Source organism: Nonomuraea sp. NPDC049309 (assembly GCF_043196965.1).
In the GTDB taxonomy this organism is placed as follows: Bacteria; Actinomycetota; Actinomycetes; order Streptosporangiales; family Streptosporangiaceae; genus Nonomuraea; species Nonomuraea fastidiosa.
Window position 1 is genome coordinate 928,793 of the sequence record NZ_JBICSH010000002.1, and the last position, 15,479, is coordinate 944,271.

12 protein-coding genes are annotated in these 15,479 nt (G+C 70.0%); 6 read left to right on the top strand and 6 right to left on the bottom strand.

Annotation, left to right across the window (positions count from 1 at the left end; genetic code table 11):
- Positions 1-116: 116 nt before the first annotated feature.
- Genes murJ through ACGFIM_RS18280 form a run of 3 tightly spaced genes read right to left on the bottom strand, consistent with a single transcriptional unit; the run spans position 117 to position 4,470 of the window.
- Entirely contained in the window at positions 117-1,721 is a 1,605-nt protein-coding gene (gene murJ / locus ACGFIM_RS18270; protein ID WP_393201644.1) for a murein biosynthesis integral membrane protein MurJ, read from the bottom strand.
- On the bottom strand, positions 1,718-3,925 hold the full coding sequence (locus tag ACGFIM_RS18275) for a Bbp16 family capsid cement protein (protein ID WP_393201646.1): 2,208 nt from the start codon (positions 3,923-3,925) through the stop codon (positions 1,718-1,720). Before ACGFIM_RS18275 ends, murJ begins: the two co-directional genes overlap by 4 nt.
- A 20-nt stretch (positions 3,926-3,945) precedes the next feature.
- On the bottom strand, positions 3,946-4,470 hold the full coding sequence (locus ACGFIM_RS18280) for a YbaK/EbsC family protein (protein WP_393201648.1): 525 nt from the start codon (positions 4,468-4,470) through the stop codon (positions 3,946-3,948).
- A gap of 154 nt (positions 4,471-4,624) precedes the next feature.
- On the opposite strand from ACGFIM_RS18280, the gene ACGFIM_RS18285 reads away from it, so the two are divergent.
- Positions 4,625-6,025, top strand: a complete 1,401-nt coding sequence (locus ACGFIM_RS18285; RefSeq protein WP_393202590.1) for a CCA tRNA nucleotidyltransferase — start codon at positions 4,625-4,627, stop codon at positions 6,023-6,025.
- Here ACGFIM_RS18285 and ACGFIM_RS18290 read toward each other — a convergent pair.
- Positions 6,002-7,288, bottom strand: a complete 1,287-nt coding sequence (locus ACGFIM_RS18290) for an MFS transporter (protein WP_393201650.1) — start codon at positions 7,286-7,288, stop codon at positions 6,002-6,004. The genes ACGFIM_RS18285 and ACGFIM_RS18290 overlap by 24 nt on opposite strands.
- A 78-nt stretch (positions 7,289-7,366) precedes the next feature.
- Between ACGFIM_RS18290 and idi the strand changes: the two genes are divergently transcribed.
- Positions 7,367-7,951 (top strand): isopentenyl-diphosphate Delta-isomerase, encoded by a 585-nt coding sequence (idi, locus tag ACGFIM_RS18295; RefSeq protein ID WP_393201652.1) that lies wholly within the window; start codon positions 7,367-7,369, stop codon positions 7,949-7,951.
- 75 nt (positions 7,952-8,026) lie between these two features.
- Here idi and ACGFIM_RS18300 read toward each other — a convergent pair whose 3' ends face one another.
- Entirely contained in the window at positions 8,027-9,106 is a 1,080-nt protein-coding gene (locus ACGFIM_RS18300) for an inositol-3-phosphate synthase (RefSeq protein WP_393201654.1), read from the bottom strand.
- 13 nt (positions 9,107-9,119) lie between these two features.
- Entirely contained in the window at positions 9,120-9,710 is a 591-nt protein-coding gene (locus ACGFIM_RS18305; protein WP_364064570.1) for a PadR family transcriptional regulator, read from the bottom strand.
- 133 nt (positions 9,711-9,843) lie between these two features.
- On the opposite strand from ACGFIM_RS18305, the gene ACGFIM_RS18310 reads away from it, so the two are divergent.
- The 4 genes from ACGFIM_RS18310 (at position 9,844) to ACGFIM_RS18325 (ending at position 15,479) form a co-directional block, all read left to right on the top strand.
- Entirely contained in the window at positions 9,844-10,230 is a 387-nt protein-coding gene (locus ACGFIM_RS18310) for a DUF5318 family protein (RefSeq protein ID WP_393201657.1), read from the top strand.
- Between the two features lie 472 nt (positions 10,231-10,702).
- Positions 10,703-13,072, top strand: a complete 2,370-nt coding sequence (locus ACGFIM_RS18315; protein WP_393201659.1) for a transglycosylase domain-containing protein — start codon at positions 10,703-10,705, stop codon at positions 13,070-13,072.
- Between the two features lie 56 nt (positions 13,073-13,128).
- Positions 13,129-14,409, top strand: a complete 1,281-nt coding sequence (locus ACGFIM_RS18320; RefSeq protein ID WP_393201661.1) for a glycosyltransferase family 87 protein — start codon at positions 13,129-13,131, stop codon at positions 14,407-14,409.
- Complete coding sequence (locus tag ACGFIM_RS18325) at positions 14,406-15,479, top strand: mannosyltransferase family protein (protein ID WP_393201663.1); 1,074 nt, start codon at positions 14,406-14,408, stop codon at positions 15,477-15,479. Before ACGFIM_RS18320 ends, ACGFIM_RS18325 begins: the two co-directional genes overlap by 4 nt.

Here is a 15,479-nt window from a genome sequence, read left to right on the forward strand (position 1 = left end):
CGTGGTCGTGTCCCACGAAGGCACGCTATGCCGGGTGGATCCGCCCACGCCCCTCCTGCTTCCATTCGCGCGTGTCGGCCTCCATGGTAGTGCCGAGGAGAATCCGCCCGCGTTCTTTACCGGCCTACCCGCCCCGCGACCATCCCAACGATCGAATTGACCTCCGGAATGCGCATTCTGTGGGCCACGCCGAGATAGAGCAACATCCCGAGGCCGCCGCCGACCGCGAGGACGATCACGGAGGTGAGGAAGCCGAGGCCGCCGAAGGCGGTCGTGACCCCCCAGACCGTCGCGAGCGCCAGCACGGCGGTGGGCAGCGCCGCGAGGTACATCCTGGTCATCGCCATGCCGATGGCCCAGCCGCCGAGCCCCTGCACCCGGCGGGAGGCCAGCCACCAGGCGAGCATCGCGCCCAGCCCGTACGCGATCGCGTACGCCAGCGCCAGCCCCATGACCGCGTACCGGGGCGGCAGCAGGACGTGGGCGATCACCATGAGCAGCGCGTTGGCCGCGGTCGTGCCCGCCCCGATGAAGACGGGGGTGCGGGTGTCGCCGAAGCTGTAGAAGACCCGCAGCAGCAGCTGGAAGATCGCGAACGGCATGAGCGCGAGCCCGTAGACCTGCAGCACGTTGCCGATGTAGACGGCGTCGGCGACGGAGTTGGCGCCGTGGCCGTAGATCGGCACGGTGATCGCCGGCCCGACCACCATGAGCAGCAGCGACACCGGCACCATCAGCGCGCAGACCAGCCGCACGCTCGACCCGAACTCGGCCCGCACGTCGTCGAAGCGCCCGTCGGCCACGGCCCGGCTCATCCTGGGCAGCATCGCGGTGATCACGGAGACGCCGATCACGCCGTACGGCAGCTGGAAGAGCTGGAACGCCAGCGTGTACGCGCTGATGCCGTGGCCCTTCACCACGTCACCCGCGGCGCTGGCCAGGTTGGTGGTGAGCATGAAGCCGGCCTGGGTGACGACCACGTAGCCGATCGTCCAGACGCCGGCCTTGGCCATCTCGCCGAGCCGCGCGTTGCGCAGGTCGAAGCGGGGCACGAACTGAAAGCCCGCCCGTCGCAGCGCCACGATCAGCACCGACGCCTGCGCGACGATGCCGAGCGTGGTGCCGAGGCCGAGCAGCGCCAGGTCGGCGTTCGTGACGGCCCTGACGTCGTCGCCGGAGCCGACCACCGCGTAGAGCCCGAACACGCAGATGACGACCAGGTTGTTGACGACGGGTGCCCACATGGGGGCGCCGTAGCGGTCGCGGGTGTTGAGAATGGCGCCGGCCACCGCGCCCACGCCGAAGAAGGCGAGCTGCGGCAGGATGAACCGGGCCAGGATGACCGCGACCTCGAACTCCCTGCTGCCGGGGTCCCAGACCGTGTAGAGGTCGATGAGCAGCGGCGCGGCCAGGACGGCCAGCGCGGCGACCGCGGCCAGCGCGACGGTGGCGAGCGTCAGCAGCCGCTGCTCGTAGGCCCGCCCGCCGTCGGCGTCGTGCTGCTGGGCCCGGACGATCATCGGCACGATGACGCTGCTCAGCACGCCGAGCAGCAGCAGGTCGAGGATGCTGTACGGGATGGCGTACGCGGCGTTGTAGGCGTCGCCCAGCGCCTTGGTGCCGATGGCGTAGGCCAGCACCATGGTCCGTACGAACCCGGTGACCCTGGACACCATGGTGCCCGCCGCCATGATGGCGCCGGCCCGCAGCATGCGGCTCATACGGTCTCACTCTCCCGGGTCTTGGCGCGCGCGAGCTTCTTCTCCGATCTGCGCCGCAGCAGCCGCGTCACGACGGCGGCGAGCATCACGGTCAGGGCCGCGCCCACGATGACCAGCGCGATGCCGGTGTAGCCGGTGGTGCGGATCGTCAGCCGCTGCGGCTTGCCGTACGGCTGGCCGTCGGCGGTCTTGAGCTGCACCGTCACCGTGGCGTCTCCGCTGGTGTCGGGGGTGGCGTTCATCGTCACCTGGAACGTGGTGCTCTGGCCGCTGCCGATGGTCCGCGTCTCCTGCGTGAGGCTGACCTGCAGCAGTTCGGGGTTGTCCGACTTGACGTCGATGTAGAGGGCGATGGGGTGGCCCAGGTCGTTCTTGACGCTGATGGGCACCACGCCGTTGCTGCCGGCGAGGGTGCGCGGCCCGCCGACGCCGAAGATCTGCACCTTGTCGGTGGTCTCGGTGACGGCGGTGCTGACCATCTTCGCCGCGCCGCGGGCGGTGCGGGACTTGTCGCGCCAGGCCGAGGAGGTCAGGCGCAGCACGGCGGAGTCGTAGGCGGACGGCGCGTGGTCGGTGGTGACGCTGGAGAGCAGCTGCGCCATCCGCCACGACTTCTTGACGGAGTCGAGGTACTTGCCGGACAGCTCCTGCTTGCGGTCCTGGTCGGTGTAGGTCAGCCCGGCCCGCGGCACGGACGTCTTGCTCGGCTTCAGCGACTCCAGCGTGGTGAGCTGCAGCCAGGGCAGCCGCCCCGCGGTCTTGATGAGCGAGGTGACGAGCGACGGGTTGGGGTCCCAGCGCCGGGAGGGGGCGACGACCAGCGACCGCGGCTTGGTCTGGCCGGGCTCGGTGGCGATCATCGCGGTCTCGGCGATGAACCGCTGCCGGGTCAAAGCCTGCGTGGTGGGCGCGGCCGGCTCGAACAGTCTGCTCAGCCCGGCGTCGGCGACGAGCGCCTTCACCGGGCCGTTGACCGAGTCGAGCGTCGCCACGGCGTCGGGCGTGATGGCCGGCACGGTGACAGGCGTGGTGGAAGGCGTGGTGGCGGGGGTGGTGGCGACCTCCTGCTGCGTCGGCAGGTTCTTGGCGTCGAGCAGCACGGTGTCGACGCCGCTGACCGCGAGCAGGTCGAGCGCGTCGAAGTCGAGCACGCCGCCGGCCGGCCAGTTGAGGTTGGTCTTGGCCTTGGTGCTGAGCAGCTGCTGCGCCTTCTGCCCGCCGAGCTGGATGGCCCTGGAGGTCTGCTGGTCGAGTCCCTGGTGGGCGAGCGCGGCGACGTCGGGATCGGCGTACGGGAGCGCGACCACCGGCGAGGCGGCGAGCGAGGTGCGCATGTTCGTCAGCCACTGCGAGGCGGCGGCGCTCGGCGGCTTCGCCTGCTTGCCGTCCTTCGTCTTGACCTCGTAGCCCTGGGTCATCGCCTGCAGATCGTCGAGCAGTGCGGGATCGACCACCCAGGTGACGCTGCTCGGCACGGCCTGCGCGATGCGCAGCAGGTCGGCCAGGCGGCCGCGGCCGGACAGCGCCTGGTTCAGCTTGTCGTCGAGGAAGAGCGGGCCCTTGCCGGGCGACTCCGGGTCCTCGTCGGTGGCCCGGCGCGGCTGGTCGATGACGGGCAGCGCGATGGCCAGCTTGTTGCGCGGCGGCCGCGGCTCGGTGGGCGGCGCGTACGTCAGGAACGTGCGCTGCGCGTTGATCGGCACACTCCACTGGGCGACGTCGACCGCGATGGGGTAGACGCCGAACTCGCGCAGGCCGAGCTGCGCGGGCGTGGCGGTGATCTCCCAGCGCGCGGTGGCGCCCGCGTCGAGCGGCTCGAGGTTCTGGAACGAGTTGCGCGTGGAGACGTTGACCGGGAGCGTCGCGTTGTCCTGGCTGGACTGGTAGGCCTCCAGCGAGGCGCGGTCGGTGAAGCGCTGCGCGCTGTAGCGCAGGCGCACCTGCAGGCCGGACATCGCCGTGCCGGTGTCGTTGCGCACGGTGCCGGTGATCTTGATGACGTCGGTCAGGCTCTTGGGCACCTCGGGCGTGATCGAGGCGATGGACACGGCGAGGGTCTGCCGCCTGACCTCCGTCACGGCGGGCGTCACGGCAGCCTCACCGGGCGTGACCGCCAGCGTGGGGGCGAGCAACGCGGCGGACAGCGCGGCGAGCAGCGTGGCCTTACGGATCACGCCGAGGTCCGGGCGGGACGAGGACGACACACGCCCGCAATGGTACGGGTTCAGTGCCGTCCCGCGACCGCCGCACGCGCTCCTCGGCGGCGCGTGCCCCGCAGATCCACCATCTTCCCGGGCAGCACGGCCAGCAGGTCGAGCGCCCTCATGGCGAGCGCGGTATGCCGCTCACCGGTGGGCGCGTACAGCAGTTGGTGATCCTCGCGGATCCTGTCGTCGATGAGCATCGGCAGCGGGGCGGGCAGCAGCAGCGGGCACACCAGGCCGTGCGCGTAGTCGGTGGCGGCGTTGACGACGTGGGCGGGCGCGGGGCGCACCTGGCGGGCGCCGAGCAGACCGCCGACCACACCGGGCCTCGGCGGCGCGGAGACGGGGGTGGTGACGGCGATGACGACCTCGCTGCCGACCCTGGTCGTGACCTCGAGCACGGTGACCATCAGGCAGCGCTCGGCCGCCGCGTAGACCGTCTCCGGCAGCTCTTCGGCGCATGTCATGGGGCGCGGAAGGCGTACGATCTCATGATGGACCTGGTGTGCGAGGAGCCAGCGGTGGAGCGCGAGGGCGTCCTTCATATAGTCCTCCTTGCCTGGTTCACGTGCCCCCGACGGTCCCAAGACCGACGGTAACCCGGACCTGGTGTGGCTCGGGGGATATGTTCCGGAAGCACACAAGAAGGCCGATCTCAGTTTGTCCGACGCAACTCTGACCGAAAGCCAGCAGCAGGCCATGAACGACCTGTTCCGCAAGATCGCCCCCGTGGCCGACGAGCTCGGCCGCCTGTTCGCCGCCAAGGGCCACGAGCTCGCCCTCGTCGGCGGGCCCGTACGCGACCTTTTGCTCGGGCGCAGCGGCAACGACCTCGACCTGACCACCGACGCGCGCCCCGAGCGGGTGCTGGAGATCGTCAGAGACTGGGCCGACGCCGTGTGGACGATCGGCATCGAGTTCGGCACGGTCGGCCTGCGCAAGGGCAACCGGCTGATCGAGATCACGACGTACCGCAGCGAGTCCTACGACCCCAAGTCGCGCAAGCCCGACGTCGTCTACGGCGACACCCTCGAAGGCGACCTGGAGCGGCGCGACTTCGCGGTCAACGCGATGGCGGTGCGGCTGCCCTCGCACGAGTTCGTCGACCCGTTCGGCGGCATGCACGACCTGCGGGCGCGCCTGCTGCGCACACCGGGCACCCCGGAGCAGTCGTTCGGCGACGACCCGCTGCGCATGCTGCGCGCGGCCAGGTTCAGCTCCCAGCTCGGCTTCACCGTCGACCGCGCGGCGGTGGCGGCGATGACCGCGATGGCCGACCGCATCGAGATCGTCTCGGCCGAGCGCATCCGCGACGAGCTCGACAAGCTGATACTCGGCGCCCGCCCGCGCGACGGCCTGCGCCTGCTGGTGGACACGGGGCTGGCCGCCCACGTGCTGCCCGAGCTGCCCAAGCTGCGGCTGGAGATCGACGAGCACCACCGGCACAAGGACGTCTACGAGCACACGCTGACCGTGCTCGACCAGGCCATCGCGCAGGAGGAGGACGGCCCCGACCGCATCCTGCGCTGGGCGGCGCTCATGCACGACGTGGGCAAGCCCAAGACGCGCCGCCACGAGCCGGGCGGCCGGGTGTCGTTCCACCACCACGAGGTGGTCGGGGCGCAGATGACGAAGAAGCGCCTGACCGAGCTGCGCTTTCCGAAGGACGTCGTCGCCGACGTCTCCCGCCTGGTGGAGCTGCACCTGCGCTTTCACGGCTACGGCACGGGGGAGTGGACCGACAGCGCGGTGCGCCGCTACGTCCGCGACGCCGGCCACCTGCTCACCCGGCTGCACAAGCTGACCAGGGCCGACTGCACCACCCGCAACAAGCGCAAGGCGGCGGCGCTCTCGCGCACCTACGACCACCTGGAGGAGCGCATCGCCAGGCTGGCCGAGGAGGAGGAGCTGGCCAAGATCCGCCCCGAGCTCGACGGCAACGAGATCCAGCAGGTGCTCGGCATCGGCCCCGGCCCGGCGGTGGGCAAGGCCTACAAGTTCCTGCTCGACCTCAGGCTCGACAAGGGCGTGATCGGCAAGGAGGCCGCCACCGAGGCGCTGCTGGAGTGGGCGAGGTCAACCGACCTCGGTGCGCGCTGACGCGGTGACCAGCCGGTAGGCGAGCGCCGCCAGCGGGTAGCCGAGCGAGATGATCGCGACGGCGGCGTACGACTTGCCGTCCGGCGGCAGGATCGCCGCCGACAGGGCCGCGGCGAGCACGTACATGCCGTTGAAGAGCATGTCGTAGATGGAGAACGCGCGGCCCCGGTAGATGTCCTCCACGTCGCGCTGGACGGTGGTGTCGGCGCAGATCTTCACGCTCTGCCCGGCCAGTCCCAGCACGAACCCGGCGACCGGCAGCCCCCACTCCTGGAACGGCAGCACCAGCGCCGCGGTCAGCACCCCGGCCGAGGCCAGCGCGATCTGCACCCAGCGCTCGATGCCGAACCACGCGGTCGTGTACGGCGTGATGACGACGGCGATCGCGGTGCCGACGCCGGCGGCGACCACCACCAGGCCGATACCGCGCAGCGCGGCCTCGGCGTCGCCGTCGGTGAAGTAGTAGCGGTAGAGGATGATGCCGAGCGCGGTGCACATGCCGAACAGGAAGCGGTGCGTGGCCATCGCGCCGAGCGTCGCGGCGGCCACGCGGTGGTGCAGCAGGTGGCGTGCGCCGTCGACGAGGCCGGTGACGACGTTGCGCAGCTCCTGGCGGGCCTGCGGCCGGTCGGGGTCGGGCCAGGGGCCGAGCAGGTCGCGCCCCATCGTCCGCGCGACCAGCGCGCTCAGCGCGAACACCACGCCGGAGGTGACGAGCAGCAGCGCCACGCCCTTGTCGTCGCCGCCGAAGATCTCGCGCAGCAGGAAGCCGACGCCCGCGCCGACGAACGTGACGACCGTGCCCGATGTGGGGACGACCGCGTTGGCCGAGATCAGCCGCTCCGGCGGCACCACGTGCGGCAGCGACGCGCCGAGCGCGGCGAGGAAAAACCGGTTGACCCCGAGCACGGCGAGCGCCGCCGCGTAGAAGGCGGGGTCGGGCACGTCGGATGCCACCAGGGCGGCGGCGACGAGCAGCAGCGCGCCGCGCACGAACGGCGCCACCATGAGGATCTGCCGCCGCGACCACCGGTCGATGAAGACGCCGACGAAGGGTCCGAGCACGCTGTACGGCAGCAGCAGCACCGCCAGCCCGGCCGCCACCTCGATGGCGGTCGTCTGGTTCTCGGGGCTGAAGAAGGCGAACCCGGTCACCCCGAACTGGAAGATGCCGTCGGAGAACTGCGAGACCAGCCGGGTGCCGAACAGCCGCCTGAAGTCCCTGCCCCGCAGAACCGTGCGGAGATCGGCGACGAAAGACACGCCGTCAGCCTAGCCCGCGCCTGCCGAGCGGGTTTACGGGGTTCCAAGTGGTGGTCATGATCACGTACGCTTCAAAGCGTGACGAGCGAGGAACACGTCGTGCTGGTCGACCGCGACGGTCGCGCGCTGGGCACTGCGCCCAAGTCGTCGGTGCACGGCCGCGAGACCCCCCTGCACCTTGCCTTCTCCAGCTACGTCTTCGACTCGGACGGCCGGGTGCTGCTCACCAGGAGGGCCGATCACAAGCTGACCTGGCCCAGTGTCTGGACCAACAGCTGCTGCGGCCACCCCCTGCCGGGCGAACCGCTCGACCGCGCGGTGGTGCGCCGGCTGTCGTACGAGCTGGGCCTGGTCGTCGAGAGCGCCGACCTCATGCTGCCGTCCTTCTCCTACCGGGCGGTGATGGCCAACGGCATCGTCGAGCACGAGCTCTGCCCGGTCTACCGGGTCATGGTCGACGCGCCCGTGACGCCGAACCCCGACGAGGTGGGGGAGACGTGGTGGATGCCGTGGAAGGAGTTCGCCGAGGGCGCTCAGAACGGCCTGCTGGCGATCTCGCCGTGGTGCAAGGAGCAGGTGCCGCTGCTGGTGAAGCTGGGGGACGACCCGCTCGCCTGGAGGCCGGCCAGCCCTGAGGGCCTGCCGCCGGCCGCGAGGGGCTGAAGCCGTCCCGGATGCGCGGAGGCGCCGCGCCCCTCGGTGTGCGGGGTCACGGCGCCTGCGGGAGCGTGCGGCGGGTCAGCGCTCGACCTCGCCCCTGATGAACTTCTCGACGTACTCGCGGGCCTCGTCGTCGGAGTACTGCTTGGGCGGCGACTTCATGAAGTAGGAGGACGCCGACAGGATCGGGCCGCCGATGCCCCGGTCGAGGGCGATCTTGGCGGCGCGCACGGCGTCGATGATGATGCCGGCGGAGTTCGGGGAGTCCCAGACCTCCAGCTTGTACTCCAGGTTGAGCGGCGTGTCGCCGAAGGAGCGGCCCTCCAGGCGGACGTAGGCCCACTTGCGGTCGTCCAGCCACGGCACGTGGTCGGACGGGCCGATGTGGACGTCGGCCTTGGCCATCTCGTGCGGGATCTGCGAGGTGACCGACTGCGTCTTGGAGATCTTCTTCGACTGGAGGCGGGTGCGCTCCAGCATGTTCATGAAGTCCATGTTGCCGCCGAAGTTGAGCTGGTACGTGCGCAGCAGCTCGACCCCGCGGTCCTCGAAGAGCTTGGCCAGGACGCGGTGCGTGATGGTGGCGCCGACCTGCGACTTGATGTCGTCGCCGACGATCGGCACGCCCGCCTCGGTGAACTTCTCCGCCCACTCGGGGTCGGAGGCGATGAAGACCGGCAGCGCGTTGACGAAGGCCACCCCGGCGTCGATGGCGCACTGCGCGTAGAAGCGGTCGGCCTCCTCCGAACCCACCGGCAGGTACGACACCAACACGTCGACTTTGTTGTCGCGCAACACCTGGACCACGTCCACGGGGTCCTCGTCGGACTCCTCGATGATCTCGCGGTAGTACTCGCCAAGGCCGTCGAAGGTGTGGCCGCGCTGCACGGTGACCCCGGTCGGGGGCACGTCGCAGATTTTAATCGTGTTGTTCTCGCTCGCGACGATCGCCTCGGACAGGTCGCGGCCGACCTTCTTGGCGTCCACGTCGAAGGCGGCGACGAACTCGAGGTCGCCCACGTGGTAGTCGCCGAACTTCACGTGCATCAGGCCCGGGACTCGCGTGCCCGGATCCGCGTCCTTGTAGTAGTGAACGCCCTGGACCAGTGACGACGCGCAGTTGCCGACGCCGACAATGGCCACGCGAACCGAACCCATCGCACTCGCTCCCTTACTCATCAGTTGACGTGGTATCTCTCTCGGGCCCGCCTTCCGACGAGGCCCGACGCTCAGTTGCGATCAGCTCGTTCAGCCAGCGCACCTCGCGCTCGACCGACTCGAGCCCGTGGCGTTGCAGCTCGAGCGTGTAGCTGTCGAGTCGCTCCCTGGTGCGTGCCAGCGCGGTGCGCACCGCGTCGAGTCGCTCCAACAGACGGCTGCGACGGCCTTCGAGAATGCGCAGGCGCACCTCGGCCTCCGTGTGCCGGAAGAACGCGAAGTGCACGCCGAAGCTCTCGTCCTCCCAGGCGGACGGCCCGGCTTGGGTGAGCAGCTCCTGCAGCCGTTCCTTGCCCTCGGCGGTCAGCTTGTAGACGATCTTCGATCTGCCGCCGACGATCGTGGAAGGAGCCGGCTGCTCCTCGGCGATGAGGCCCTGGGCGAGAAGTGATCGCAGACAGGGGTACAGCGACCCGTAGGAGAACGCACGGAACATCCCCAGCAGGGCGTTGAGCCGTTTGCGCAGCTCGTAGCCGTGGAGCGGCGTCTCGTGCAGCGACCCGAGCACGGCCAGTTCCAGCACCCTGCCCTGTCCGCTGGCCACTGGAACCGCCCCCTCTCGCGTCAATGTATCGAGCCGATACATCACGAGGATACGTCGGGGCGCTATATCGCGGCAATCGTCGAATCGGCCAAGTCGTTGGGATCAAGCTCGGAAACGCCGTAGTCTGGCGCTCATGTGGTCGCAGAGAGGGGTGGTGGATTACGGCCTGGCGAAAAGGGCGGTGATCCGCTCCCTTCGCGCCGGCCGGTCGTCGCGCCGCGACGTCTGTGACGCACAGCCCTACCTCCTTCGCGCCGCCCGCCACTTCGGCGAGCCGACCGAACGCCTCTGCCCGGTCTGCGAGAGCAGGAACGTCACCGAGGTGACCTTCGTCTACGGCGAAGCGCTCGGACGGCATGCCGGTCAGGCAAAGGTCGCGGCAGAACTCGCCGCAATGGCCCATGATTACGATGAGTTCCGGGCGTACGTTGTCGAGGTCTGCCAAGGTTGTTCCTGGAATCACCTGACGGTTTCGTACGTCCTCGGGAACGGACCGCCTGACCTCGTCGATCAAGCGTGAAACCCGAGGGCGGCGAGCAGCTTCACGCCCGACCGCCGTTTTGTTCCGAACAAGGTTGCGAGGACGTGTGAGTAACAGCATGAATGAGGGGACGGCACGCCCGGGAAGGCGCCGTCGCTCCAGCTCATCCCGTTCTGTGCCCCCGGGTTCTCCACCGCAAACCGGCGAGCCGGGTTGGAACACCGCACAGCAGCCTCGCCGTCCTGAAGCCGCATATGAGCAGACCGGCGCCATGGCCGCGCCGTCGTTCGATGACGACCCTCCGCCTCCTAGACGGGCGAGGGCCGATTACGGCCGCGAGCGTGGTGACTACGGTCGTGAGCGCGGTGATTATGGCCGTGAGCGCGCTGAGCGGCCCCAGCGGGGTGGATATGAACGGCGCGGCGACTACGCGCACGCGCGCGGCGACTTCGCGCAGGAGGGCGCCGACCGGCCGCCGGCGCGCTCGCGCGCCCGCCACGACACGCGCGCGATGAGCCGCGAGGAGACGATCGCCGCCGACGGCCCCCGGCGCTCGCGCCGCCGCGGCGCCTCCGGCCCGCCGTCCGAGCCCCCGGAGCCGCCGGTCAAGAAGGGCGGCGGCCGCGGCGGCTGGCGCAGGTTCCTGCCGAGCTGGAAGATGGTCGTGGCCGGCATCGTGGTGCTCGCGGCCGGCATGTTCGGCATGATCATGGTCGCCTACGCCAACACGCCCGTGCCCGACGAGGCCCAGGCGGAGGCGGTCGCCGAGCAGAGCACCATCTACTACCGCGACGGCAAGACCCCGATCGCCACGCTCGGCTTCAAGCGCGAAAGCGTCCCGATCGACCAGATGGCCGACACCGTCAAGGACGCCGCCATCGCGATCGAGAACAAGACGTTCTACGAGGACTCCGGCATCTCCATCACGGCCATGATCCGCTCGCTCTGGAGCACGGTCACCGGCCAGCAGCTCCAGGGCGCCTCGACGATCACCCAGCAGATGGCCCGTAACTACTACGACGGCCTCAGCCAGGAAGTGTCGATCAAGCGTAAGGTCATGGAGATCATGGTCGCGGTCAAGCTCGACGACGAGCTCACCAAGGACCAGATCCTTCAGAACTACCTCAACACCATCAACTTCGGCCGCGCCTACGGTGTGGAGGCCGCCGCGAAGGCGTACTTCCCCGGCAAGAACGTCCACGCCAAGAACCTCACCCCCGAGCAGGGCGCCTACCTCGCCGCGCGCATCCAGCGGCCGAGCTGGGACCACGACGCGCCCGCGCTGAAGGCACGCTGGAAGACCGTCATCCAGTACATGGCCGAGCAGTGGCCGGAGAAGTACGGGAACCTGCCGAAGACCGCGAAGTTCCCCAAGACCCGGGCGAAGGTGTCCGACAACGGGATGGCCGGGCTCAACGGCTACATGGTCGATCAGGTGCTGAAGGAGCTCGAGGGCCGCGGCCTGACCCGCGACAAGGTCGCGAGCGGCGGCTTCAAGATCGTCTCCACCTTCGACAAGAAGCTCATGCGGCACGCGAAGACCGCGGTCAAGGAGACGATGAAGGCCTACAACCTGTCCACGGAGTTCCACGCCGGCCTGGCCGCCGTGAACCCGAAGAACGGACGCGTGCTGGCCTTCTACGGCGGTGACAACTACCTCACCGACCCGTGGAACGAGCCGTTCCAGTCGACCAAGCAGGCGGCGTCGGCGTTCAAGCCGTACGTGCTGGCGGCCTGGCTGCAGGCGGGCTACTCGCTCAAGAGCTACGTGCCGGGCAATGAGACGGTGCCGAAGGAGCTGCCGGGCCAGCAGGCCGGCGGCATCAAGAACAGCCACAACGTGGGCAGGTCCATCGACGTCATCAAGGCCACGGCGCAGTCGGTGAACACCGCGTTCGTGTCGATGGCGTACGCGCTGCCCAACAAGCTCGACGACGTCAAGGACCTCGTCAAGGCGGCCGGCTTCAACGAAAAGCGCATGGACGACGACGTCAAGGAGCACTACTACCAGTTCGCCATCGGCAGCGCCCTGGTGACGCCGGTGGAGCAGGCGGCCGGCTACTCCATCTTCGCCAACGGCGGCAAGTACACCCCCTACCACGTGGTGCAGCGGGTGCTGGACCGGGACAACAGGGTCGTCTACCCCGAGATGGCTCCGAGCAAGCGGGTCATCGACGAGGGCGTCGCCGCCGACGCCACGCTCGCCATGCAGGAGGTGCTGAAGTCCGGCACCGCCGCCGGCAAGGGCCTCGGCGCCCGCCCGGCGGCCGGCAAGACCGGCACCAACAACGACGAGAAGGAAGCCTGGTTCGTCGGCTACACGCCGCAGATCTCCACGGCGGTCGGCTTCTACCGCGAGCAGTGCGTGACCAAGACCGGCAAGGTCGTCCCGCCCGAGCACTCCAACTGCCCGATCTACCACGGCAAGAGCAAGAGGTACGGCCCGAACAACCCGTACACCAGGGTCAGGGAGGTCTCGCTGGGCTTCGAGGGCGCGGGCCCGCCCACGATCGTCTGGCAGAAGTTCATGCAGCTCGCCCACGAGGGCCTGCCGATCGAGAAGTTCCCCGAGCCGGCCGAGGTCGGCACGCCGGAGAACATCGTGCCGAGCCCGACGCCCACGCCGACCCCGACGCCCGAGGCCGACGACGAGCCGCTCGACAACGGGGACCCGTTCGGCGACCAGGACCGCGACTGCCTGGTCAACTGCGACGTCGACGAAGGCCCGGCCGCCCCTGAGAGCGACGTCGACACCGGGATGGAGGACACCGACCAGCTCGGCCTGCCCGACAGCGACGTGGACACCGCAGGGGGCGGGGCGGTGCCGCACGCCAGGCCGAGCGGCCCCCGTCCCGCGCCCGCCAGGCACGAGGACCAGTGACGCGGCCGGTGACGCAGCCAGCGACCGAGGCACGCGCTCCGTGGGTGGCGCGTGCCGTGCCGTACCTGCCCCTGGGGCTCATCGCGGCCCTGGGGGCGAGCCTCGCGTACGTGGTACGCCTGCCCTGCCGTACGGGCGGCTGGAACGACCAGGTCACCACGTACACGAACTTCTGCTACACCGACATCTACCCCCTGTACTTCGACCGCGCCCTCGACAGGGAGAACCCCTACTTCGCCGCGGTGCCGTTCGACAAGCAGGTCGAGTACCCGGTGGTGCTGGGCGAGGTCATGCAGGTCATGAGCTGGATCGCCCGCGCGCTGTCCCCTGACACGGTCGTCCAGGCGGTGCGCTTCTACGACCTGACCGTGATCCTGCTCGGGCTCTGCCTGGTGGGCGGGGTGCTGCTCATGGCGGCGGTGGCCGGCCCGGTGAGGCGCTGGGACCCCCTCTGGTACGCGATCTCCCCGGCCGTGGTGCTGGCCGCGTACATCAACTGGGACCTGGTCGCCGGCGTGCTGTCCATGGGCATGCTGCTGGCGTGGAAGCGCGAGCGGCAGGTGCTCGCCGGCGTGCTGCTGGGGCTCGCGATCGCGACGAAGTTCTATCCGCTGATGTTCGTCGGCGCGCTGTTCCTGCTGGCGTGGCGCTCAGGACGATGGCGGCCGTTCCTGGAGACGCTGGGCGCGGCGGCCGCGGCCTGGCTGCTGGTCAACCTGCCCTTCATGGTCTTCGCGTGGGACGGCTGGCGCCGCTTCTACGTCTTCTCCCAGGAGCGCGGGGTCGACTGGGGCTCGCCGTGGCTGTTCTTCCAGACCAAGGGCTGGCCGATCCTCGGCGAGGCCGACGTGAGCACGCTCGGCATGGTCTCGCTGGCCGTCCTGTGCCTGGGCATCGCGGTGCTGACGCTGGCCGCGCCGCGCCGGCCCCGGCTGGCCCAGATCTGCTTCCTCGCGCTGGCCGCGTTCATGATGACCAACAAGGTCTGGTCGCCGCAGTTCGTGCTGTGGCTGGTGCCGTTCGCGGTGCTGGCCAGGCCCAACTGGAAGCCGCTCGCGCTGTGGCAGCTCGCCGAGGTGTGGTACTTCGTGGCGATCTGGCTCTACCTGCTCTCGCAGCCGCCGCTGGGGCGCGAGGACCTGGGCATCGGCGACGACACGTACTTCACGGCCGTGTGGGGGCGGGTCATCACCATCGCCATCATGATGGCGTTCGTCGTGCGCGACATCCTCAAGCCCGACAAGGACGTGGTGCGCGCGGCGGGAGTCGACGACCAGACGGGCGGCGTGTTCGACGGCGCCCCTGACCGGTTCACGCTGGCGTCCCTGGTCAGATGATCACGCGGTCTGCCGCACGGGACGCGCTGCTGCTCTGGTTCGGCTCGCGTGCCGGGCTGCTGGTGGCGACCCTGCTCGGCGCCTCCCTGGCCGGATACGCCGACAAGTGGCGCAAGTGGGACACCACGCTGTTCGTCACCATCGCCGAGTACGGCTACGACGGCGAGCCCGGCAGTCCGCCCGACGACGGCCTGCCCGCGTTCTTCCCCGGGCTGCCGATGGCGCTGCGGCTGGTGCACCTCGTCGTGCCCGACTGGGCGGCGGCCGGGCTGCTGGTGTCGCTGGTCTCCGGCGCGGTCGCCATGGTGGCGCTGGCCAGGCTCGCCGAGGTCGAGGGCGCGCCGGGGTGGATGGCGGTGCTGGGGCTGCTGGCCTTCCCCATGGCGGTGTTCCTGGCCGCCGGCTACAGCGAGTCGCTCTTCCTGGCCTTCGCGATCCCGGCCTGGCTGGCCGCCCGCCAGGGCCGCTGGCCCGAGGCGGCGCTGCTGGCGGCGGGCGCGTCGTGCGTGCGCATCACCGGGCTGTTCCTCGCCGTGGCGCTGGTCGTCGAGTACGTCGACTACGCGGTGCGCAGGGAGCCGCCGCGCCGGGCTCCGTGGCTCGCGGTGCCGTTCCTGCCGCTCTTGGCGTACTCGTTCTACCAGTACCGCAGGACCGGCGACTGGCTGGCGTGGAAGCACGCGCAGGAGGCCGGCTGGGGACGCGACTTCGCCTGGCCGTGGGAGGCGTGGCGCACGACCTGGCGCTCGGCGATGGGCTCCGGCGAGTTCGCGGTGGCGTTCCGCATGGAGATCGCCGGCGCCGTGGTGGTCGTGGCCGCGCTCGTGTGGCTGCTGGCCGCGCGCCGGTGGAGCGAGGCGGTGTACGCGGGCGGGCAGGCGGCGGCGCTGATGACGTCGGCGTACTACCTGTCGATCCCGCGCTCGCTGCTGCTGTGGTTTCCGCTGTGGGTGCTGCTCGCGCGGGTGTCGGCCCGCCGCCCCTGGGTGATGGCGCTCTACGTGCTGATCTCGGGGCCGCTGATGCTGGTCAACACGGCCAGATTCCTCAGCGGTGCGTGGGCAGGCTGA

Excerpts from the sequence above, each read along its gene's own strand:
- ACGFIM_RS18285 (WP_393202590.1), top strand. The coding sequence starts at position 4,625 with ATGAACGACCTGTTCCGCAAGATCGCCCCCGTGGCCGACGAGCTCGGC.
- ACGFIM_RS18315 (WP_393201659.1), top strand. The coding sequence starts at position 10,703 with ATGAGCCGCGAGGAGACGATCGCCGCCGACGGCCCCCGGCGCTCGCGC.
- ACGFIM_RS18280 (WP_393201648.1), bottom strand. The coding sequence starts at position 4,470 with ATGAAGGACGCCCTCGCGCTCCACCGCTGGCTCCTCGCACACCAGGTC.
- ACGFIM_RS18310 (WP_393201657.1), top strand. The coding sequence starts at position 9,844 with ATGTGGTCGCAGAGAGGGGTGGTGGATTACGGCCTGGCGAAAAGGGCG.
- ACGFIM_RS18300 (WP_393201654.1), bottom strand. The coding sequence starts at position 9,106 with ATGGGTTCGGTTCGCGTGGCCATTGTCGGCGTCGGCAACTGCGCGTCG.
- murJ (WP_393201644.1), bottom strand. The coding sequence starts at position 1,721 with ATGAGCCGCATGCTGCGGGCCGGCGCCATCATGGCGGCGGGCACCATG.
- ACGFIM_RS18325 (WP_393201663.1), top strand. The coding sequence starts at position 14,406 with ATGATCACGCGGTCTGCCGCACGGGACGCGCTGCTGCTCTGGTTCGGC.